The organism is Variovorax sp. SRS16, from assembly GCF_901827165.1.
GTDB lineage: Bacteria > Pseudomonadota > Gammaproteobacteria > Burkholderiales > Burkholderiaceae_C > Variovorax.
Map to the genome: position 1 here is coordinate 3,315,788 of NZ_LR594666.1, position 19,990 is coordinate 3,335,777.

Genomic DNA, 19,990 nt, shown 5'->3' on the forward strand with positions numbered 1-19,990 from the left:
GTGAGCCGAAATACCCCGGGAAAACCCTTGAAAAAAGAACCGCAGCGTTCGCACCCCGGAAACAATGGGGGGTTGCCGATGCGCCGATCAGCCTCCCGCGCCGGCACGCCGAAGCCGCTGCAACGCAGCCTCGGCATGGCCCGCGAACCGGCGCGCCAGCAGCGAGCCCGCGAAGCTTTCGTTGGTGACCGCGAACACGTCGAACGAAGGCGCCTTCGCGATCGGCCGGAAGCCGAGCCGGTCGGTCATGCAGCCGCGCGCCGTCAGGTCGTCGACGATGGCGACGCCGGCACCGCAAGCCGCCATCGCGCACGCGGCCTGGCCGGCGCGGACCTCGATCGGCGCATCGGGTTCGCAGCGATGCCGTGCGCACCAGTCGGCAATGATGCGGCCCTGCGGCGTGTCAGCGCTGAAGGCGATCAGGCGCTCCTGGAGGATGTCGCGCGGACTCAGCGAACGACGTTGTTCGAAGGGATGGCCCTTGGGGAACACGCAGGCCAGTGTCCAGCGGCCGATCGGCTTCGACGTCAGGAGCGCATCGTCGATCGGCAGCGTCGAGATCGCCACGTCGGCCTCGTGCGCGACGAGGCGCTTGACCATCTCGCGCGCCGCCAGGATCTCCAGGTAGATGCGCGCCGCGGGAAACTGCTGCGTCAGTGCCGCGATCGCGCGCGGCACCATCTCCAGGCCGGTGCTCGGACTGGCGAGCACGCGCAGCGTCAGGAGCTTGCCCGACTTCAGCGCCAGCGCGCATTCGTCGATGCGCGCGACGCCGCGGTAGACCTGTTCGACTTCGGCGAACAGCGCCTGCGCCTCGGGCGTGGCGAGCAGCTTGCCCTTGCGGCGCTCGAAGAGCCTGAGGCCGAGCTGCAATTCCACATGGGCCAGCATGCGGCTGATGCCGGGCTGCGACACGTGCAGCAGCCGCGCCGCGTCGGTCACCGAGCCGGCCAGCATGACCGCGCGGAACACTTCGATCTGCCGCAGATTCATGCGCGTTCTCCTTCGGGCCCGCGTAGGGCCGGATAACGCGATGTTATGGGATGCGGCATCCTTGGTATTGGAGGGTGTGGCCCGCGCTGTCTACCATCGGCTGCAGCAATCACAAAGGCAGACAAGCAAGATGACCCTTCCTTCGACCTCCAGCCGGCGGCCCGTGCCGGGCGTCACGCGGCGCACCGCGCTGTCCGCATTCGCGCTCGCGATCACCGCCGGCGCGAGCAGTGGCGCGCTGGCTGCCGACGCGTGGCCCAGCCACACGCTGCGCATCATCGTTCCCTTCGCGCCGGGCGGTGGTGCCGACGGCTCGGCCCGCGTGCTGGCCGAAGTGCTGGGGCCGCAGCTCGGCCAGTCGGTCATCGTCGAGAACCGACCGGGCGCCGGCAGCGCGATCGGTGTCATGGCCGCCGCGCAGAGCAAGGACGGCCACACGCTGCTCATGGGCAGCAACAGCATGGTGATCAATCCCGAGCTGAATCCGAAGATCACCTACGACGTCGCGCGCGACTTCGACGCCATCGGCATGGTGTCGGCGCAGCCGCTGGTGCTGGTGGTGCCGGCCGGCTCGGACATCCGCTCGGTCGCCGACCTGGTCGCCAAGGCCAAGGCGAATCCGGGCAAGCTGAGCGCCGGCAACAGCGGCACCGGCACGCTCGCGCACCTGACCTCCGAGCTGTTCTCGATCCAGACCGGCACCTCGCTGGTCGCGGTGCCCTACAAGGGAGAGAGCGCGCTGATGCCGGACCTGATCTCGGGCCTGGTGTCGCTGGGTTTTCTCAACCTGCCGAGCGTGCTCGTGCACATCCGCTCCGGGCGGCTGCGCGCACTGGCCGTGTCGTCCGCGCAGCCGGTGCCGGAACTGCCGAACGTGCCGACCTTTCGCAGCCTCAAGCTCGAAAGCCTCGAGGTCGAGGGCTGGGCCGCGCTGCTGGCGCCCAAGGGCACGATCCCGCCCGAAGGCCTGATGAAGCTGGACAAGCTGCTCCAGGCCGCGCTCGCCTCCGACATCGTGAAGAAGCGATTCACCGGCTTGGGCGTGGCGCCCTTCGTGAAGGACCGCGAGGCCACGGCACAGTACCTCAAGGCCGAAGGCGAACGCTGGCGCCAGGTGATCAAGACGCGCGGCATCCAGCCGGAGAACTGATGGACGCGAGCATGTTCGGCGCCGACGTGGTGGTCTGCGGCGGCGGCGTCGCCGGCACCATGGCCGCGGTGGCGGCCGCGCGCCAGGGCGCCTCGGTGATCCTGGTGGAACGCTATGGCTTCCTGGGCGGCAACGCGACCGCCGGCGCGGTCGCGCAATTCAACAGCTGGCAGACCGCCAACGGGCGCAAGGTGGTGGCCGGCCTGGCCGACGAAGTGGTGCGGCGCCTCACGGCCTATGGCGGCGCGCGGCCGCACGACAGCTTCGTGATGTCGACCGGCCATCGCATGGACCGCGTCGAATACTCGCCCGAGCTGCTGAAGCTCGCGCTCGACGACATGGTCGCCGAAGCCGGCGTGCGGCCGCTGCTGCATGCGAACCTGCTCGACGTCGAGACCGACGGCCGGCGCATCGCCGCGCTGCGCGTGCTGACCAAGGGCGGCGTGCTGACGCTGCGCCCGCGCGTGCTGATCGACGGCTCGGGCGACATCGATGCGCTGAAGCGCGCGGGCGCGCGCTTTCTCGAACTCGACGACGGCGCGGCGCTGCAGCCGGCCACGCTGATGTTCCGCTTCGGGCCGATCGACTTCGCGCGCTTCGAGGCACTGTCGGGCGCGGAGATCGGCGCCCTCGCCCAGCGTGGCTTTGCCGAAGGCCGACTGGCGCGCGCCGCGCTGCATGCGAGCCGCGATCCGTATTCGACCGATGCCTGGTTCAACATCGGCCGGCTGGGCATCGATGCCACCGACCCGATGGCGCTCGGCGCCGCGGAGATCGAAGGCCGCCGCCAGGCCTGGAAGGCCGCGCGCTTCCTGCACGACGCGGTGCCGGGCTGCGAGGACGGCCAGCTGCGTGCCTTCGCGGCCCAGGTCGGCGTGCGCGAGACGCGCCGTGTCGAAGGCGATCACGTGCTGACCGCGCAGGAGCTGGCGCAGCCGGTGCAGTTCGCCGATGCCATCGCGGCAGGCGCCTACCCGATCGACATCCACCCGGCCCAGGGCGGCGCGCTGCACTACGTGCCGATGGGCGACGACCATGCCTACCAGATCCCCTACCGCAGCCTGATCCCCACCGCTTTCGACAACGCGCTGGTGGTCGGCCGCGGCATCTCGGCCACGCACGAGGCGCTCGCGGCGATCCGCGTGATGACGATCTCGATGGCGGTCGGCCAGGCCGCGGGCACGGCCGCGGCGATGGCGGCGATGAGCACCACGTCGCGCAGCGCCGGCGCCGACGTGCGTGCGGTCGATGTGCAGGCGCTGCGCGCCGCGCTGTTGGAGCGCGACGCGTTGTTGTCCTGACCGCGGGGATTCGACTACGATGCAGAGCTTCACCTCACCCCCGCTTGCGCACAGTGATCAGGAGTCGCCATGTCACGCGTTCGCCCCGAGAAGTTCGTTCACGTGGTCTATCGCACGCGCCGGTTCGACGCGATGCTGCGCTGGTACGCCACCGTCTTCGATGCCCGCGTCCAGCATCAGGACCCGGTTCTGGCTTTTCTGACCTACGACGACGAACACCATCGCTTCGCCTTCATCAACATGGCGGCCCTGGACCCCGCGGGCGATCAGATCGACCGCACCGGCGTGATCGGTGTCGACCACGTCGCGTACACCTACGCGACGCTGCGCGACCTTTGCGAGAACTATGCGCAGCTCAAGGAACTGGGCATCACGCCCTACTGGTGCATCCATCACGGCGTGACGGTGTCGATGTACTACGCCGACCCCGACGGCAATCAGATGGAGTTCCAGGTCGACAGCTACGCCTCCAACGACGAGGCGAACGCCTTCATGGGAGGCCAGGACTTCGCAGAAAACCCGATCGGCGTCGAGTACGACCCCGACGAATTGCTGGCGCGTCTGCGCGGCGGCGAGGATGCCTCGACCTTCCTGCTGCGCAAGATTCATCAGCCTGTATCGCCAGTACGTGGAACGGCGTCGCGCTCGTGACAGAACCGAGTTCGCCGCGGACGAACGTCCCGGCTGCCGCATCGCCATGAAGCGCATCACCGTCATCGGCCCCGGTGCCATCGGAGGCGTGATCGCCTCGCAGTTGCAGCGCAGCGGCACCGAAGTCAACCTGCTCGCCACGCCGCGCAGCGCGCGGGCGATTCGCGAGCATGGCCTGCGCCTCGTCGACAACGGCGTGCTGCATGTCGATCATCCGCGCGTCACCGACGATGCGCGCGCGCTGGGCGTGCAGGACCTGGTCCTGGTGTGCGCCAAGGGGCATTCGCTGCTCACCGCTGCCGAGAGCTTCGCGCCGCTGATCGGCCCCGAAACCGTCATCGTGCCGGCGCTCAACGGCATCCCCTGGTGGTTCTTCGAAGGCTTCGGCGGCGCGCTGCAGGGCCGGCGCCTGCGCACGGTGGATCCGACGGGCGACATCGAGCGCTTCCTGCCATCGCGCCAATGCCTGGGCTGCGTGGTGTACATCGCCTCCTGGGTCGATGCCGAAGGCGTGATCCGCCCCGGCGCGAGGCGCCGCCTGGTGATCGGCGACACGGCGGCCGGCGCGGCGCCCGACAGGCTGGAGCGCGTGGCCTCGCTGCTGGAACGCGCCGGCTTCGACATCCATCGTTCGGCGGACATCCGGCGCGAGGTCTGGCTCAAGCTCTGGGGCAACCTGACGATGAATCCGCTCAGCGCGCTGACGGGCGCCGCCATCGACCGGCTGGTGGGCGACCCGGCAACGCGCCAGCTCGCGGCCCGCATGATGGAAGAAGCGCGCATCCTCGCCGAAGGCCTCGGCATCGCGTTGCCGATGAGCACCGAAGAGCGCCTCGCCGAACTCGACGTGCTGGGCCCGGTCAAGACCTCGATGCTGCAGGATCTCGAAGCCGGCCGCGCGCCCGAGATCGACGCCATCGTCGGCGCTGTCGCGGAGATCGGCGACCTGCTCGGCATCGACACACCCTTCATCGATGCGGTGCTGGGCCTGGTGCGTCAGCTCGCGGTGACGCGCGTGCCGCCCGCGGCCTGAGCTCGCCTCAGTTGCCGCCCACCAGCGCGGCGAAGCGGGCCAGGTCGACATTGCCGCCGCTCACGAGGATGCCGACGCGCGCCCCGCGGATCGCTTCGCCGGCCGCGCAGGCGGCCGCGAAAGCGAGGCAGCCGGTGGGCTCGACGACCATCTTCATGCGCTCGGCGAAGAAGCGCATGGCCTCGACCAGTTGCGCGTCGCTCACCGTGAGGATGTCGTCCACGTCGCGCCGGATGATGCCGAAGGTGTAGTCGCCCAGATGCTGCGTCTGCGCGCCGTCGGCGATGGTCTTGGGCGTGTCGATGTGCACGATGCGGCCCGCGCGCAGCGATTGCTGGCCGTCGTTGCCCGCTTCGGGCTCGACGCCGTAGACCTTGCAACCGGGTGCCAGCGCACGCGCCGACAGCGCCGAGCCGCTGGTCAGGCCGCCGCCGCCGAGGCAGATGTAGAGCGCATCGAGCGGACCCGCGTCCTCGATCAGTTCCTTGGCCGCCGTGCCCTGCCCCGCGATCACGTCGGGATGGTCGTAGGGCGGGATCAGCGTCATGCCGCGCTCGGCCGCGAGCCGGCGCGCGAGCGCCTCCCGGTCGTCGGTGAAGCGGTCGTACATCACGACCTCGGCGCCGTAGCCGCGCGTGGCGGCCAGCTTGGCGGCCGGCGCGTCGGTCGGCATCACGATCACGGCCGGCATGCCGAGCAGGCTGGCCGACAGCGCCACCGCCTGCGCATGGTTGCCCGACGAGAACGCGATCGCGCCGCCCTTGCGCTGCGCCGCGTCGAAGCGCGACAGCGCATTGAACGCACCGCGGAACTTGAAGGCGCCCATGCGCTGGAAGTTCTCGCACTTGAAGAAGAATTGCGCCCCCCATCGCGCGTCCGCGGTGCGCGAGCGCAACACCGGCGTGCGATGGGCATGGCCTTCGATCCGCGCGGCCGCGGCGATCACGTCGTCGTAGGTGGGAAGAGAATTCATGCCCCACAGCTTAGCGCCTGTCGAAATCATGGCTTGCCAGCCGTCATTGGAATGAGCGATCCTGCTCTGCGTCCCTTTTCATGATCGAGGTGTCCCATGGAATACATGCTGATGTTCTACCAACCCCCCTCCGACTTCGCACAGCGCGGCAAGGCCGAAGCCGAGGCCTACATGGCCGGCTGGATGTCGTACGTCACCGCGGTCCGGCAATCCGGCATCTCGAAGACCGGCTACGGCCTGCAGCCGCCGATGACCGGCACCACGCTGCGCGTGCGCGGCGACAAGCGCCAGGTGCAGGACGGCCCCTTCGCCGACACCAAGGAACAGCTGGGCGGCTACTTCGTGATCGACGTGCCCGATCTCGACACCGCGCTCGAATGGGCTGCGCGCGCCCCCTGCGCCACCACCGGCGGCGTGGAGGTGCGGCCGGTGTTCATGACGCCCAACGGCGCGTGAGCATGGCGCCGGCGGCCGACGCGCACGCGGCGGCCGAGCGCGCCGCGCGCCAGTCCTATGGCCGGCTGGTCGCGATCCTGTCGGCGCGCACGCGCGACATCGCGGCCTCGGAAGATGCCCTGGCCGACGCCTTCGCGCGCGCGCTCGAGCGCTGGCCGGTGGACGGCGTGCCCGACCAGCCCGAGGCCTGGCTGCTGAGCGTGGCGCGCAACCGCACGCTCGACGCCTGGCGCCACAGCCGCGTGCAGGACGACGCGGCGCAGACCCTGCTGCTGCTGGCCGACGAGATCGGCGCCGATGCACCGGATGGACAGGCCGTGCCGGACGAACGCCTGCGCCTTCTCTTCGTGTGCGCGCACCCGGCCATCGATGCGGCGGCGCGCGCGCCGCTGATGCTGCAGACCGTGCTCGGGCTCGACGCCGCGCGCATGGCCGGCGCCTTCCTGATCGCGCCGGCCACGCTCGGGCAGCGCCTGGTGCGGGCCAAGGCGCGCATCCGCGCCGCCGGCATTCCCTTCGAATACCCGCGGGCGCGCGATCTGGCGCAGCGCCTGCAGGACGTGCTCGACGGCATCTACGCCGCCTACGGCACCGGCTGGGAGGACGTCGACGGCGCCGACACCGCGCAGCGCGGCCTGACCGCCGAAGCGATCGATCTGTGCCGCATCCTGTGCGGGCTGATGCCGCGCGAGCCCGAGCCGCAGGGCCTGCTGGCGCTGATGCTGTTCTGCGAAAGCCGCGCCGCAGCACGGCGCAGCGCCGATGGCGGCTACGTGCCGCTCGACGTGCAGGACACCGCGCGCTGGAACCACGCGCTGCGCGAACAGGCCGAGCAGTTGCTGCGGCACGCGGCCGGCCTCGATGCGCTCGGCGCCTATCAGATGGAGGCGGCCATCCAGTCCGCGCATTGCGCCAGGCGGCTCGGCGCGCAGGTGCCGGCCGATGCGCTGGTCGCGCTCTATGACGGCCTCATCGCGCTGCGCCCGAGCATCGGCGCGCGCGTGAGCCGCGCCTGCGCAGTGGCGACCGCCGAGGGACCGGCCGCGGGACTCCAGGCACTCGATGCGATCGCGGCTGCGGAGGTCGCCAGCTACCAGCCCTACTGGGCCGCGCGCGCCCATTTTCTCGGCGCCACCGGCGCGCCGGCGATCGCGCGCGAAGCCTATGCGCGCGCGGCCGGCCTGAGCAGCAGCCCGGCCGTCCGCGCCTATCTCGCAGCCGCAGCAGCGCGGCTCTGAGCCCGCGCCAAGCGCGCAGAATCGACGGCCATGCGCGCATTGCTCACGACCTTCTCCTGGCAGGAACTGCGCCACCATCCCTGGCGCAACGCGGCCGCCGTCATCGCCGTGATGCTGGGCGTCGCGCTGGCCTTCTCGGTGCAGCTCATCAATGCCTCGGCGCTCGATGAGTTCTCCAGCGCCGTGCGCTCGGTCAACGGCCAGCCCGACCTCGAATTGCGCGCGGCACAGGGCCGCTTCGACGAAGCCGTGTTCGCGCAGGTGGCGCGGCAGCCGCAGGTGACGCTGGCCAGCCCGGTGCTCGAGGTGCAGAGCGTCGCGCTGATCGGCGAGCGCCGCGTGCCGGTGCGCGTGGTCGGCGTCGATGCGCTGGTGCTGTCCTCGATCGCGCCTGCATTGATGCCGCAGCCGGCTACCGGCGGCGCACGCTTCGACGTCTTCGCGCCGGACACCGTGTTCCTCAATGCCGCCGCACGCAGCGCACTGGGCGACGCCGCCACGCGCATGCAGTTGCGCGTCGACACGCAATGGCACACGCTGCGCGTGGCCGGCCAGGTGGGGGCCGGCGGCGCCGCGCTCGCGGTGATGGACATCGGCGCGGCACAGGATCTGTTCCGGCAAGGCGGGCAACTCACGCGCATCGACCTGCGGCTCGCGCCTGGCACCGACCGCGCGGCCTTCGTGCGCTCGCTGAAGGCATTGCCGGGCTGGCCGCCGGGCATCGAAGTCGCGGAGCCCGGCGACGCGGCGCAACGCGTGAGCAACCTCTCGCGCGCCTACCGTGTGAACCTCACGGTGCTGGCGCTGGTGGCCCTTTTCACCGGCGCCTTCCTCGTGTTCTCGGTGCTGGCACTCAGCGTCGCCAAGCGCGCGCAGCAGTTCGCGCTGCTCGGCGTGCTGGGTCTCACGCCGCGCGAACGGCTCCAGCTGGTGCTGGCCGAGTCGCTGGTGCTCGGCATCATCGGCAGTGCGGCGGGTATCGCGCTCGGTGCGGCGCTGGCCGAGTTCGCGCTGCAGGTGCTCGGCGGCGACCTGGGCGGCGGCTACTTCGAGGGCGTGGCGCCGACGCTGCGCTGGAGTTCGGGTGCAGCGCTGCTCTATGGCGGACTCGGCGTGCTGGCGGCGTTGGTCGGCGGCTGGTGGCCGGCGCGGGCCGCGCAGGCGCTGCCCGAAGCACAGACGCTCAAGGGCCTGGGCGCGGCGCCCGCGCAAGGCGGCGCGCACCAGCTGGCGCTGCTGCTGATGGCCGCCGGCGCGGCGCTGGCCACGGCCCCTGCGGTGTTCGGCATTCCGATCGCGGCCTACCTCTCGGTCGGTTTCCTCCTGGTCGGCGGGATCGCGGCGCTGCCATGGCTGATCGCGCTGTTCTACGACCGGCTGGCGCCGCGCCTCGCGCACCGGCTGCTGCCGCTGCTGGCCATCGAGCGCGCGCGGCGCATGCGCGGCACGGCCGCCGTCGCCGTGAGCGGCGTGGTCGCGAGCCTGAGCCTTGCCGTCGCGCTGACGGTGATGGTGGCGAGCTTTCGCGATTCGGTCACGCGCTGGCTCGACGTGGTGCTGCCGGCCGATCTGTATGTGCGCAGCGCGACCGCGTCGAGCGCCGGTGGCACGGGCGGCAGCAGCGGCGACCGGGCCGCGTTCACGCCGGCCTTCGTGCAGGCGCTGGCGCACGTGCCTGGCGTGGCGCGCACCGGCACGCTGCGCACGCGCGCGCTGCTGCTCGATCCGTCGCGGCCGGCAGTGACGCTGATCTCGCGCAGCCTGGATGAGGATGCGGCGCGCTCGCTGCCGCTGGTGGGCGCGGCCGTGCCGGTGCCGGCGGGGCGGATCGGCATCTATGTGAGCGAGGCGATGGTCGAGCTCTACGGCGCGAAGCCCGGCAGCGACTTCGTGCCGCTGTCGAAGGCCTTCGCCGGTGGCGCGACGGCACCGGTCTTCTTCGTCGCCGGCGTCTGGCGCGACTATGTGCGCCAGTTCGGCGCGATCACGATGAACGCACACGACTTCGAGCGCCTGACGGGCGACCGCAGCGTGAGCGACATCGCCCTGTGGCTCGCGCCCGGCACGCCCGAAGGCCCGGTGCAGCAGGCCGTGCGCGCGCTGGCAGTGGACGAACCGATCGAGATCGCCTCGGTCGGCCAGATCCGCGCGACCTCGCTGCGCGTCTTCGACCGCAGCTTCGCGGTCACCTACTGGCTGCAGGCCGTGGCGATCGCGATCGGCCTGTTCGGCATCGCCGCGAGCTTCAGCGCGCAGGTGCTGGCGCGGCGCAAGGAGTTCGGGCTGCTGGCGCACCTGGGCTTCACGCGTGCCCAGGTGCTCGCGGTGGTGGCCGGCGAAGGTGCGGCCTGGACCGCGATCGGCGCCATCGCGGGCCTGGCGCTCGGCCTGGCGGTGTCGGTGGTGCTGGTGCACGTGGTGAATCCGCAGAGCTTCCACTGGACCATGGACCTGCTGGTGCCGTGGTGGCGGCTCGCCGCGCTGTGCGCGGCCGTGGTCGCGGCAGGCACCGCAACGGCATGGCTCGCCGGCCGCGCCGCCGCCGGATCCGATGCCGTGCTGGCAGTCAAGGAAGATTGGTGAGAATGCAAGCATGACCTCCTTCGACTCCCGCGGCAACAGCACCAGCAAATGGCTCGGCGACGCGATTCGGCGCATCGAGGCCGACTACCTGCGCAGCGCCGACACCCACCTCATCCCGCTGCAGCTGCCGGCCTTCGCGGCGGCCGGCATCGATCTTTACCTGAAGGACGAATCGACGCATCCGACCGGCAGCCTCAAGCACCGGCTGGCGCGCTCGCTCTTCCTGTACGCGCTGTGCAACGGCTGGATCGGCGAAGGCACGACCATTGTCGAGGCTTCGAGCGGCTCGACCGCGGTGAGCGAAGCCTACTTCGCACGCCTGCTCGGCCTGCCCTTCATCGCCGTGATGCCGCGCAGCACCTCGCCCGAGAAAGTGGCGCAGATCGCCTTCCACGGCGGCAGCTGCCACTTCGTCGAACAGGCGGGCCAGGTCTACGAGGCGGCGCGCGCACTGGCCGAACACAGCGGCGGCCACTACATGGACCAGTTCACCTACGCCGAGCGCGCCACCGACTGGCGCGGCAACAACAACATCGCCGAGAGCATGTTCCAGCAGATGGCGCGCGAACGGCATCCGGTGCCGAAGTGGATCGTGGTCGGCGCGGGCACCGGCGGCACCAGCGCGACCATCGGCCGCTATGTGCGCTTTCGGTGCCACGACACGCGCGTGTGCGTGGTCGATCCCGAGGGCTCGGTGTTCGCGGCCTACCACGCGAGCGGCGACGCGGCGCTGACCGCGCCGGGCTCGCGCATCGAGGGCATCGGCCGGCCGCGCGTGGAACCGAGCTTCGTGCGCACGCTGGTCGACCGCATGATCGAGGTGCCGAACCTCGATTCGATCGCCGCGATGCGCGCGCTGTCGGCGCTGCTCGGCCGCAAGGTGGGCCCGTCGACCGGCACCAACTTCATCGGCATGCTGCGGATCGCGCACGAGATGCGGCAGGCCGGCGAGCAGGGCTCGATCCTCTCGCTGCTGTGCGATGCGGGCGAGCGCTACCTGCCGAGCTACCACGATGCCGCGTGGGTCGCGCAGGCCTTCGGCGACGTGGGCGAAGCGCAGCGGCGCGTCGACGCCGCGCTCGCGGCCTGATGAGCATGATGGCGCTGGGATGGTCCCGGCGCGCCGTGCTGCTCGCGGCGCTCGCGGCGCCCGCCGCGTGGGCGATCCCGCAGCGCGCGCTGCGCTTCCCGCGCGATTTCGGCAGTCATCCCGATCTGCGCACCGAGTGGTGGTACATCACGGGCCATGCGGCTGCAGGTACGCGCGAGTTCGGCTTTCAACTCACCTTCTTTCGCTCGCGCGTCGATGCCACGCAAGGCATGCGCTCCGCGTTCGCGGCCCGGCAGCTGATCTTTGCGCACGCGGCGATCACGGACCTCGAAGGCCGCAAGCTCTGGCATGACCAGCGCATCGCGCGTGCGGGCTTCGGCGTCGCGTCGGCCGCCGAAGACGATACCGATGTGCGGCTGCGCGACTGGACATTGAAGCGCGACGGCCAGGGTTACGCGGCGCGCCTGCCGGCCGAGGGCTTCGCGCTCGACCTGCGTTTTGCGTCGACGCAGCCGGTGCTGCTGCAGGGCGACGCCGGCCTCTCGCGCAAGGGACCGGGCAGCGAGGATGCCAGCTGCTACTACAGCGAACCCCAACTGGCGACGCAGGGACGCCTGAGCCTGCAGGGCCGCGGCTTCGACGTGCAGGGCACCGCATGGCTGGACCACGAGTGGAGCGAGGCCTATCTGAACGCCGAGGCGGTCGGCTGGGACTGGATCGGCATGAACCTCTTCGATGGCAGCGCGCTGATGGCCTTCCAGATGCGGCGACGCGATGGCTCGGTCCTGTGGGCGGGCGGATCGATGCGCAGCGCGGACGGGCGGCTGCGCGTGTTCGGTCCGGACGATCTGCACTTCGAGGCGCAAGACCGATGGACCAGTCCGCGCACGCGGGCGGCCTATCCGATCCGATGGCGCGTGCGTACGCCGGGCGGCAGCTTCGTCGTGCGCGCCTTGCTGGATGATCAGGAGCTCGACAGCCGCGGCTCGACGGATGCGGTCTATTGGGAAGGGCTGAGCGAATTGCGGGATGCAGATGACAAGGTCGTGGGGCGCGGCTATCTCGAGCTGACGGGCTACGCGCAGCCGCTGCGGCTTTGAGGTCTCTGCTCCCTCCCCCTCTGGGGAGGGTTGGGGTGGGGGCTTCCGGGCCTTTGAACTGTTGTCAGCGTTGGTTAGGCCGTTGGCCGGGAATTCGCCCCGGCGGGCGACTCACTTCTTTTGTCTCGCCAAAAGTAGTAAGCAAGAAAAGGCGACCCCACTGTGCGTGTCCCTCCGCTTCGCTGCGGGCAACCTGCGGTGCTCGCTTCAGGCGGGGTCTCGCTCAAACTCGCTTCGCTCAGACAGTCGCGAGCCCTTATCCGCCTGAAGCTGCGCTCCTCGGCACGCACAGAGGGGATTGGGGTCAACGCGCCTTGGCGCGTCCTTGTGTGGGGCGGTGCGGTGCGACGATCGCGTGAATGGGCCCGGTGGATGTGCTCATAGGCCGTTGAATACCGATGAACTTCAATTAGCAATTAGCAATTAGCAATTAGCAATCAGCAGCGGGACCCCGTCGCCGTTGGCTGTTCCAAGGCCGAGCGAAGCAATGGCCCGAGAAACACATATACGCGCCATGGCGCGTTGACCCCAAGCCCCTCTGTGCGCGCCGAGGAGCGCAGCTTTTCGCGGATCAGGGCTCGCGACTGTCTGAGCGAAGCGAGTTTGAGCGAGACCCCGCGAAAAGCGAGCACCGCAGGTTGCCCCGTAGCGAAGCGCAGGGGTCGCGCACAGTGGGGTCGCCTTTCTTTGGTTACTTTCTTTGGCGAGACAAAGAAAGTGACTCGCCCGCCGGGGCGAATTCCCGGCCAACAGCCTCACCAACGCTGACAACAATTCAAAGGCCCGGACGCCCTCACCCCAACCCTCTCCCAGAGGGAGAGGGAGCAAGTCAGTCAGTGAGCCTTGCCCCCACGCCTGTCGAAATAAGCAATGACCTCGCCCATGATCCCGCGCCGGAACGCCAGCACGCACACCACGAAGATCAGCCCCGTCACCATGGTCACCGACTCTCCGAGCGTGTTGAACCAATCCACGCTCGTGATGCGTGCGAGCAGTTGCCCGAACTCTCCGACCTTGCTCTCCAGCAGCCCCACCACCGCCGAGCCGACCAGCGGACCCGAGAGTGTGCCGAGGCCGCCCACCAGCGTCATCAGGATGACCTCGCCCGAGGTGCTCCAGTGCACGTCGGACAGCGTGGCGAAGCCCAGCACCAGCGTCTTGAGCGAGCCCGCCAGGCCCGACAGCGCCGCCGAGATCACGAAGGCCAGCAGCTTGAAGCGGCTCACGTCGTAGCCCAGCGAGAGCGCGCGCGGCTCGTTCTCCTTGATGCCCTTGAGCACCTGGCCGAAGGGCGAATGGATGGTGCGCACGATCAGCAGGAAGGCTGCGACCACGATCACCAGTGCCACGTAGTACATGGTGAGGTCGTTCTGCAGGTCGATGAGGCCGAACAGCTTGCCGCGCGGCACGCCCTGCAGCCCATCCTCGCCATGGGTGAACGGCAGTTGCAGCGCGGCGAAGAACACCATCTGCGCCAGCGCCAGCGTGATCATCGCGAAGTAGATGCCCTGGCGGCGGATCGCCAGCATGCCGAACAGCCAGCCGAGCAGCGCGCCCGTGAGCGTGCCGGCGACGAGGCCGAGTTCGGGCGTCAGGCCCCAGGCCTTCATCGCATAACCCGCCACATAGGCCGAGCCGCCGAGGAAGGCCGCATGGCCGAAGGACAGCAGGCCGGTGTAGCCCAGCAGCAGGTTGAAGGCCGAGGCGAACAGCGCGAAGCACATGAGCTTCATCACGAACACCGGATAGGCGCCGAGGAAGGGCGCCAGGATGAGCGCGAGCAGCAGCAGGCCGTAGAGGACGGTGGCGTTCTTCTTGATCATGCGGGCCGGCTCATTTTTCTTTTCCGAACAGGCCCGCGGGACGGATGAGCAGCACGATGACCATGATCACGAACACCACGGTCGACGAGCCCTCGGGATAGAACACCCGCGTGAAGCCCTCGATCACGCCGAGCCCGAGCCCGGTGAGGATGGCACCCATGATCGAGCCCATGCCGCCGATCACGACCACCGCGAACACCACGATGATGAGGTTCTGCCCCATCAGCGGCGAGACCTGGATCACGGGTGCGGCTAGCACGCCGGCGAAGGCGGCCAATGCGGCGCCGAAGGCGTAGGTCAGCGTGATCATGAGGGGCACGTTGACGCCGAAGGCCTCGACCAGCCGCGGGTTCTCGGTGCCCGCGCGCAGGTAGGCGCCCAGGCGGGTCTTCTCGATCACGAACCAGGTCGCGAAGCACACGGTGAGCGAGGCCAGCACGACCCAGGCCCGGTAGTTGGGCAGGATCATGAAGCCGAGATTGGTCGCGCTGGCGAGCGCGTCGGGCGGATCGTAGGCCAGGCCCGAGACGCCGTAGACGGAGCGGAACACGCCTTCGATCAGCAGCGTCAGGCCGAGCGTGAGCAGGAGGCCGTAGAGATGGTCGAGCTTGTAGATCCAGCGCAGCAGCAGCCGCTCGACCACGACGCCGAACAGCCCGACGATGATCGGCGCGACCGCCAGCATCACCCAGTAGTCGATGTTGAAGTAGTTCATCGCCATCCAGCTCAGCACCGCGCCGAGCATGAACAGCGCGCCGTGCGCGAAATTGATGACGTTGAGCAGCCCGAAGATCACCGCCAGCCCGAGGCTCAGGATCGCATAGAACGATCCGTTGACCAGCCCCAGCAGGAGCTGGCTCAGCAATCCGGAGACGGTGATGTTCATAGGCGAATCAAGCGGGCCTTGGTTTTCTCAAGGCCAGGGGGCCGCCGCGCCCGGCCGCCCGAAGCGGCCGGCCCGCCCCCTGAAAGGGGGTTGGCGAAGCGACACGAAGTGCGCGCAGACTGGGGGTTATTTCCACAATGCGCATTTGCTTTCGGCCTTGGTCGTGAAGACCTGATCCCCCGGCAGCGTCGCGATCACCTTGAGATAGTCCCAGGGCTTTTTCGATTCGGAGGGCGCCTTGGCTTCGACCAGGTACATGTCGTGGATGAAGCTGCCGTCGGCGCGGATCTGGCCCTTGCCGTAGAAGTCGTCGATCTTCATCTTCTTGAGCTCGGCCATCACCTTGTCCGAATCGGTGGTCTTGGCGGCCTGCACGGCCTTCAGGTAGGCCATGGTGGCGGAGTAGTCGGCCGCCTGGACGTCGGTCGGCATGCTCTTGGTCTTCTCGAAGTAGCGGGCCGACCACTTGCGCGTGGCATCGTTCAGGTCCCAGTACCAGCTGGTCGTCATCAGCAGGCCTTCGGTGTTCTTCAGGCCCAGGCTGTGGATGTCGGTGAGGAACACCAGCAGGCCGGCGATCTTCATCGTCTTGTTGATGCCGAATTCCTTGGCCGCCTTGATGCTGTTGATGGTGTCGCCGCCCGCATTGGCCAGGCCCAGCACCTGCGCCTTGGAGTTCTGCGCCTGCAGCAGGAAGGACGAGAAGTCGGAGGCATTGAGCGGGTGCTTGACCGAACCGACCACCGTGCCGCCCTTCTCCTTCACGATCTTGGCGGTGTCGTCCTGCAGCGCCTGGCCGAAGGCATAGTCGGCCGTCAGGAAGAACCAGCTCTTGCCGCCCTTGGCCACCACAGCGGCGCCCGTGCCCTTGGCCAGCGCGACCGTGTCGTACGCATAGTGGACGGTGTAGGGGCTGCAGGCTTCGTTGGTGAGCGCGGAGCTGCCGGCGCCGTTGTTGATGTAGACGCGTTTCTTCTCCTGCGCCACCTTCGCGGTGGCGAGCGCGGTGCCCGAATTGGTGCCGCCGAAGATCATCGTCGCGCCCTGCGTGTCGATCCATTCGCGTGCCTTGGAGGCGGCGATGTCGGCCTTGTTCTGGTGGTCGGCCGTCATCAGTTCGATCGGCTGGCCGAGCACCTTGCCGCCGAAGTCGTCGATCGCCATCTGGATCGCGACGGCGCCGTTCTTGCCTTCGATGTCCGCATAGAGACTCGACATGTCGGTGATGAAACCGATCTTGACTTTCTCCTGCGCCTGCGCGGCATGCGTGGCGAGGCCCGCAACGCCGAGCATGAGGGCAACGATCTTCAGTTTCGCTTTCATGGTGTCTCCTGAGGTGGTGAAGAGGAAGAAAATGGTGGCGTGCGTTCAGACGCCCAGCAGTTCGTTGAGCACCGGCATCTTGGCCTCGAGTTCGGAGGCTCCGAATCTTTCGACGATGCGGCCGTGTTCCATCACGTAGAAGCGGTCGGCCAGCGGCGCCGCGAAGTGGAAGTTCTGCTCGACCATCACGACCGTGTAGCCCTTGGCACGCAGCATCTGGATCATGCGCGCCAGCGCCTGCACGATCACCGGCGCCAGGCCTTCGGAGATCTCGTCGAGCAAAAGCAGCCTGGCACCCGTGCGCAGGATACGAGCCACGGCCAGCATCTGCTGCTCTCCGCCCGACAGTCGCGTGCCCTGGCTGTGGCGGCGCTCGGCGAGGTTGGGAAACATGGTGTAGATCTCGTCGACCGACATGCCCTGCCCCGCGCCCTTGAGCACGGGTGGCAGCAGCAGGTTCTCCTCGCACGAAAGGCTCGCGAAGATGCCGCGCTCCTCCGGGCAGTAGCCGATGCCGCAGTGCGCGATGCGGTGCGTGGGCATGCCGATGGTCTCGGTGCCGTTGACCTTGATGCTGCCCTTGCGCGCGCCGGTGAGGCCCAGCACGGCACGCATCGTGGTGGTGCGCCCTGCCCCGTTGCGGCCCAGCAGCGTGACCACCTCGCCGGGTTGCACCACCATGTCAACGCCATGCAGCACGTGCGATTCGCCGTACCAGGCCTGAAGACCAGCGATTTCGAGCGCGGCGGTCATTTGCACGCTCTTTCACGGAGGGCCGCCGCGCACGGCCGCCCGAAGCGGCCGGCCCGCCCCCGGCAGGGGGTTGGCGGACCGACACGAAGTGCGGGGAGACTGGGGGGGAGCAACATCAATGCGCGCCCTGCAGTTGGCCGTCCGTCGTACCCATGTAGGCTTCCATCACCTGCGGGTTCTTCGAGACTTCGGCATACGGGCCTTCGGCCAGCACGGCGCCGCGCTGCAGCACCGTGATGGTGTCGGCGATGGTCGAGACCACGCTCATGTTGTGCTCGACCATCAGGATGGTGCGACCGGCCGATACGCGCTGAATGAGCTCGGCCACGCGGTGCACGTCCTCGTGGCCCATGCCCTGCGTGGGTTCGTCGAGCAGCATCAGCTCGGGCTCCATCGCCAGCGTGGTGGCGATCTCGAGCGCGCGCTTGCGGCCGTAGGGCAGGTTCACCGTCATTTCGTCGGCCAGGTCTGCAAGTCCGACCTCGCCCAGCAATTCGCGCGCGCGCGCATCGAGCGGCTCGAGAGACCGTTCGCTCTTCCAGAAGTGGAATGACGTTCCCAACGCACGTTGCAGACCCAGACGCACGTTCTCGAGCAGGGTCAGATGCGGGAACACCGCGGAGATCTGGAACGAACGGATGATGCCGCGCCGCGCGATCTGCGCCGGGCGCTCGTTCGTGATGTCCTGGCCGTTGAACAGGATGGTGCCCGAGGTCGGCTCGAGGAACTTGGTCAGCAGGTTGAAGCAGGTCGTCTTGCCGGCGCCGTTGGGGCCGATCAGGGCGTGGATCGTGCCGCGCACGACCGACAGATCGACCTTGCTGACCGCAGTGAAGCCCTTGAATTCCTTGGTGAGCTGGCGCGTCTCGAGAATGATGTCGCTCATCTCGCGCGGTCGCCCGGGTGCTGGCAGGAAAGGTCGTTCATGCGGTCCATGTGTGCACACCATCATGGTTGTGCGGACCGCATTGTTTGCAGCGCCGGCGAGGATTGCCTACTGGGGCAAATGCCTACATGTCGCTCGCCCCCAGGCTGCGCGCATTTCGTGTCGCTTCGCCAACCCCCCTGCCGGAGGCGGCGCACCCCTGGCAAGAGACCTAATGCGCGCCTGCAGCCGCATCGGCACCACCGCCGCCGCGCGATGGCTTGGCGAGCCAGACCAGCGGGATCAGCACCAGGAACAGCACCGCCGAACCATAGAACAGGTCGTTCGCGGCCAGCATGAAGGACTGCTGGTCGACCAGCCGATTGATCTGGCCCAGCACCTGCTCGGCGCTGAAGCCGCCGCTGGCGAGCCCGGCCATCGCGCTGTTCGCTGCCGCGCTGCCCTGGTTGACCGACTCGACCAACTGGGCGTGGTGCAGCGCGGCCCGGTTCTCCCACACGGTGGTGGCGATCGACGTGCCGACGGCACCCGCGGTGATGCGCAGGAAATTCGACAGGCCCGACGCCGCCGCGATGCGATCGGGTTCGAGGCCCGAGAGCGTGATCGTCACCAACGGGATGAAGAAGAAGGCCATCGCGACGCCCTGGATGATGGTCGGGATCATGATGGTCCCGAAGTCGGCCGAGGTGTTGAAGTTGGAGCGCATCCACAACACCAGCGCGAAGACCAGGAACGAAAAGGTCGCGTAGCGCCGCGGATCGATCTTGCCCACCGTGAGCCCGACGATCGGCGAGAAGAAGATCGCCAGCAGCCCGACGGGCGCCATGATCATCCCGGCCTGGGTCGCGGTGTAGCCCATCCACTGCTGCAGCCACAGCGGCAGGATCACGACGTTGCCGAAGAACAGGCCGTAGGCCACCGCCGTCGCGAACGCACCCGACCAGAAATTGCGCCGCTTGAACAGCGAAAGATCGACCACCGGATGCTTGTCGGTCAGCTCCCAGATCAGGAAGAAGCAGAAGCCGACGACGGCGACGATCGCCAGCGTCAGGATGACGGACGAGTGGAACCAGTCGAGCTCCTTGCCCTTGTCCAGCATCAGCTGCGTGCAGCCGACCCAGATCACGAGCAGCGCCAGGCCGACGCCGTCGATCGGCACCTTGCGCGTCGCGCCTTCGCGCTTGCGGTAGATGCCATAGGTGATGGCTGCGGACAGCAGGCCGACCGGAATGTTGATGTAGAAGATCCACGGCCACGAGATGTTGTCCGTGATCCAGCCGCCCAGCAGCGGCCCCATGACCGGCGCCACCAGCGTGGTGATCGACCACATGGCCATCGCGAGGCCCGCCTTGGCGCGCGGATAGCTCGACAGCAGCAGCGTCTGCGACAGCGGGATCATCGGCCCGGCGACGAAGCCCTGCAGTGCGCGGAACGCGATCAGCATCGTCATGTTGGGCGCGAGGCCGCAAAGCCAGGAGCTGATGATGAACAGCAGCACGCTGGTCAGGAACAGGCGCACCGGACCGAAGCGCTGCGTCAGCCAGCCGGTGAGCGGCACCGCAATGGCGTTCGACACCGCGAAGCTCGTGATGACCCAGGTGCCCTGCGTCGAGCTGACGCCGAGGTCGCCGGCGATCGCCGGCAGCGAGACGTTGGCGATCGACGTGTCGAGCACGTTCATGAAGGTCGCGGCCGACAGCGCGATCGTGCCCCAGATGCGGGCCGAGCCCTCGAGCGGGGGCAGCGGTTCGGCGGCGGGCGAAGCGGTGGCCATCTCGCGCGCGGACCGT

17 protein-coding genes are annotated in these 19,990 nt (G+C 68.7%); 9 read left to right on the forward strand and 8 right to left on the reverse strand.

The window, feature by feature from the left end:
* Positions 1-87: 87 nt before the first annotated feature.
* A complete protein-coding gene (locus tag E5P2_RS16035) occupies positions 88-993 on the reverse strand; it encodes a LysR family transcriptional regulator (RefSeq protein WP_162568125.1) in 906 nt (301 codons plus the stop codon).
* A gap of 130 nt (positions 994-1,123) precedes the next feature.
* On the opposite strand from E5P2_RS16035, the gene E5P2_RS16040 reads away from it, so the two are divergent.
* The 4 genes from E5P2_RS16040 (at position 1,124) to E5P2_RS16055 (ending at position 5,128) form a co-directional block, all read left to right on the forward strand.
* Complete coding sequence (locus E5P2_RS16040) at positions 1,124-2,143, forward strand: Bug family tripartite tricarboxylate transporter substrate binding protein (protein WP_162568126.1); 1,020 nt, start codon at positions 1,124-1,126, stop codon at positions 2,141-2,143.
* On the forward strand, positions 2,143-3,444 hold the full coding sequence (locus tag E5P2_RS16045; RefSeq protein ID WP_162568127.1) for an FAD-dependent oxidoreductase: 1,302 nt from the start codon (positions 2,143-2,145) through the stop codon (positions 3,442-3,444). Before E5P2_RS16040 ends, E5P2_RS16045 begins: the two co-directional genes overlap by 1 nt.
* A gap of 69 nt (positions 3,445-3,513) precedes the next feature.
* Positions 3,514-4,095, forward strand: a complete 582-nt coding sequence (locus E5P2_RS16050; RefSeq protein WP_162568128.1) for a VOC family protein — start codon at positions 3,514-3,516, stop codon at positions 4,093-4,095.
* Positions 4,096-4,141: 46 nt separating this feature from the next.
* The gene (locus E5P2_RS16055; RefSeq protein ID WP_162568129.1) at positions 4,142-5,128 is read left to right on the forward strand and encodes a ketopantoate reductase family protein; all 987 of its coding nucleotides are present in this window, start codon (positions 4,142-4,144) and stop codon (positions 5,126-5,128) included.
* Positions 5,129-5,135: 7 nt separating this feature from the next.
* Here the strand turns inward: E5P2_RS16055 and E5P2_RS16060 are convergent, their stop codons facing one another.
* Positions 5,136-6,101, reverse strand: a complete 966-nt coding sequence (locus E5P2_RS16060) for a threo-3-hydroxy-L-aspartate ammonia-lyase (RefSeq protein ID WP_162568130.1) — start codon at positions 6,099-6,101, stop codon at positions 5,136-5,138.
* 96 nt (positions 6,102-6,197) lie between these two features.
* On the opposite strand from E5P2_RS16060, the gene E5P2_RS16065 reads away from it, so the two are divergent.
* Genes E5P2_RS16065 through E5P2_RS16085 form a run of 5 tightly spaced genes read left to right on the forward strand, consistent with a single transcriptional unit; the run spans position 6,198 to position 12,529 of the window.
* Complete coding sequence (locus tag E5P2_RS16065; protein WP_162568131.1) at positions 6,198-6,557, forward strand: YciI family protein; 360 nt, start codon at positions 6,198-6,200, stop codon at positions 6,555-6,557.
* Positions 6,558-6,559: 2 nt separating this feature from the next.
* Entirely contained in the window at positions 6,560-7,795 is a 1,236-nt protein-coding gene (locus E5P2_RS16070; RefSeq protein WP_162570509.1) for an RNA polymerase sigma factor, read from the forward strand.
* A 30-nt stretch (positions 7,796-7,825) separates the two neighbouring features.
* On the forward strand, positions 7,826-10,378 hold the full coding sequence (locus E5P2_RS16075) for an FtsX-like permease family protein (RefSeq protein WP_162568132.1): 2,553 nt from the start codon (positions 7,826-7,828) through the stop codon (positions 10,376-10,378).
* Positions 10,379-10,388: 10 nt separating this feature from the next.
* The gene (locus E5P2_RS16080; protein ID WP_162568133.1) at positions 10,389-11,468 is read left to right on the forward strand and encodes a PLP-dependent cysteine synthase family protein; all 1,080 of its coding nucleotides are present in this window, start codon (positions 10,389-10,391) and stop codon (positions 11,466-11,468) included.
* The gene (locus E5P2_RS16085; protein ID WP_443083517.1) at positions 11,468-12,529 is read left to right on the forward strand and encodes a lipocalin-like domain-containing protein; all 1,062 of its coding nucleotides are present in this window, start codon (positions 11,468-11,470) and stop codon (positions 12,527-12,529) included. Before E5P2_RS16080 ends, E5P2_RS16085 begins: the two co-directional genes overlap by 1 nt.
* Before the next feature lie 833 nt (positions 12,530-13,362).
* Here E5P2_RS16085 and E5P2_RS16090 read toward each other — a convergent pair.
* The 6 genes from E5P2_RS16090 to E5P2_RS16115 form a co-directional block, all read right to left on the reverse strand.
* Positions 13,363-14,352 (reverse strand): branched-chain amino acid ABC transporter permease, encoded by a 990-nt coding sequence (locus E5P2_RS16090; RefSeq protein ID WP_174262675.1) that lies wholly within the window; start codon positions 14,350-14,352, stop codon positions 13,363-13,365.
* Between the two features lie 10 nt (positions 14,353-14,362).
* A complete protein-coding gene (locus tag E5P2_RS16095; protein WP_162568134.1) occupies positions 14,363-15,238 on the reverse strand; it encodes a branched-chain amino acid ABC transporter permease in 876 nt (291 codons plus the stop codon).
* Positions 15,239-15,364: 126 nt separating this feature from the next.
* The gene (locus E5P2_RS16100; RefSeq protein ID WP_162568135.1) at positions 15,365-16,561 is read right to left on the reverse strand and encodes an ABC transporter substrate-binding protein; all 1,197 of its coding nucleotides are present in this window, start codon (positions 16,559-16,561) and stop codon (positions 15,365-15,367) included.
* A gap of 45 nt (positions 16,562-16,606) precedes the next feature.
* The gene (locus E5P2_RS16105; RefSeq protein WP_162568136.1) at positions 16,607-17,314 is read right to left on the reverse strand and encodes an ABC transporter ATP-binding protein; all 708 of its coding nucleotides are present in this window, start codon (positions 17,312-17,314) and stop codon (positions 16,607-16,609) included.
* 115 nt (positions 17,315-17,429) lie between these two features.
* Positions 17,430-18,200, reverse strand: a complete 771-nt coding sequence (locus tag E5P2_RS16110; RefSeq protein ID WP_162568137.1) for an ABC transporter ATP-binding protein — start codon at positions 18,198-18,200, stop codon at positions 17,430-17,432.
* A 211-nt stretch (positions 18,201-18,411) separates the two neighbouring features.
* A complete protein-coding gene (locus tag E5P2_RS16115) occupies positions 18,412-19,974 on the reverse strand; it encodes a DHA2 family efflux MFS transporter permease subunit (protein ID WP_162568138.1) in 1,563 nt (520 codons plus the stop codon).
* Positions 19,975-19,990 lie beyond the last annotated feature (16 nt).

Coding starts and splice junctions, on each gene's coding strand:
- E5P2_RS16065 (WP_162568131.1), top strand. CDS start 6,198: ATGGAATACATGCTGATGTTCTACCAACCCCCCTCCGACTTCGCACAG.
- E5P2_RS16050 (WP_162568128.1), top strand. CDS start 3,514: ATGTCACGCGTTCGCCCCGAGAAGTTCGTTCACGTGGTCTATCGCACG.
- E5P2_RS16055 (WP_162568129.1), top strand. CDS start 4,142: ATGAAGCGCATCACCGTCATCGGCCCCGGTGCCATCGGAGGCGTGATC.
- E5P2_RS16115 (WP_162568138.1), bottom strand. CDS start 19,974: ATGGCCACCGCTTCGCCCGCCGCCGAACCGCTGCCCCCGCTCGAGGGC.
- E5P2_RS16105 (WP_162568136.1), bottom strand. CDS start 17,314: ATGACCGCCGCGCTCGAAATCGCTGGTCTTCAGGCCTGGTACGGCGAA.
- E5P2_RS16100 (WP_162568135.1), bottom strand. CDS start 16,561: ATGAAAGCGAAACTGAAGATCGTTGCCCTCATGCTCGGCGTTGCGGGC.
- E5P2_RS16090 (WP_174262675.1), bottom strand. CDS start 14,352: ATGATCAAGAAGAACGCCACCGTCCTCTACGGCCTGCTGCTGCTCGCG.
- E5P2_RS16045 (WP_162568127.1), top strand. CDS start 2,143: ATGGACGCGAGCATGTTCGGCGCCGACGTGGTGGTCTGCGGCGGCGGC.
- E5P2_RS16080 (WP_162568133.1), top strand. CDS start 10,389: ATGACCTCCTTCGACTCCCGCGGCAACAGCACCAGCAAATGGCTCGGC.
- E5P2_RS16075 (WP_162568132.1), top strand. CDS start 7,826: ATGCGCGCATTGCTCACGACCTTCTCCTGGCAGGAACTGCGCCACCAT.
- E5P2_RS16035 (WP_162568125.1), bottom strand. CDS start 993: ATGAATCTGCGGCAGATCGAAGTGTTCCGCGCGGTCATGCTGGCCGGC.
- E5P2_RS16070 (WP_162570509.1), top strand. CDS start 6,560: ATGGCGCCGGCGGCCGACGCGCACGCGGCGGCCGAGCGCGCCGCGCGC.
- E5P2_RS16110 (WP_162568137.1), bottom strand. CDS start 18,200: ATGAGCGACATCATTCTCGAGACGCGCCAGCTCACCAAGGAATTCAAG.
- E5P2_RS16040 (WP_162568126.1), top strand. CDS start 1,124: ATGACCCTTCCTTCGACCTCCAGCCGGCGGCCCGTGCCGGGCGTCACG.
- E5P2_RS16095 (WP_162568134.1), bottom strand. CDS start 15,238: ATGAACATCACCGTCTCCGGATTGCTGAGCCAGCTCCTGCTGGGGCTG.
- E5P2_RS16085 (WP_443083517.1), top strand. CDS start 11,468: ATGAGCATGATGGCGCTGGGATGGTCCCGGCGCGCCGTGCTGCTCGCG.
- E5P2_RS16060 (WP_162568130.1), bottom strand. CDS start 6,101: ATGAATTCTCTTCCCACCTACGACGACGTGATCGCCGCGGCCGCGCGG.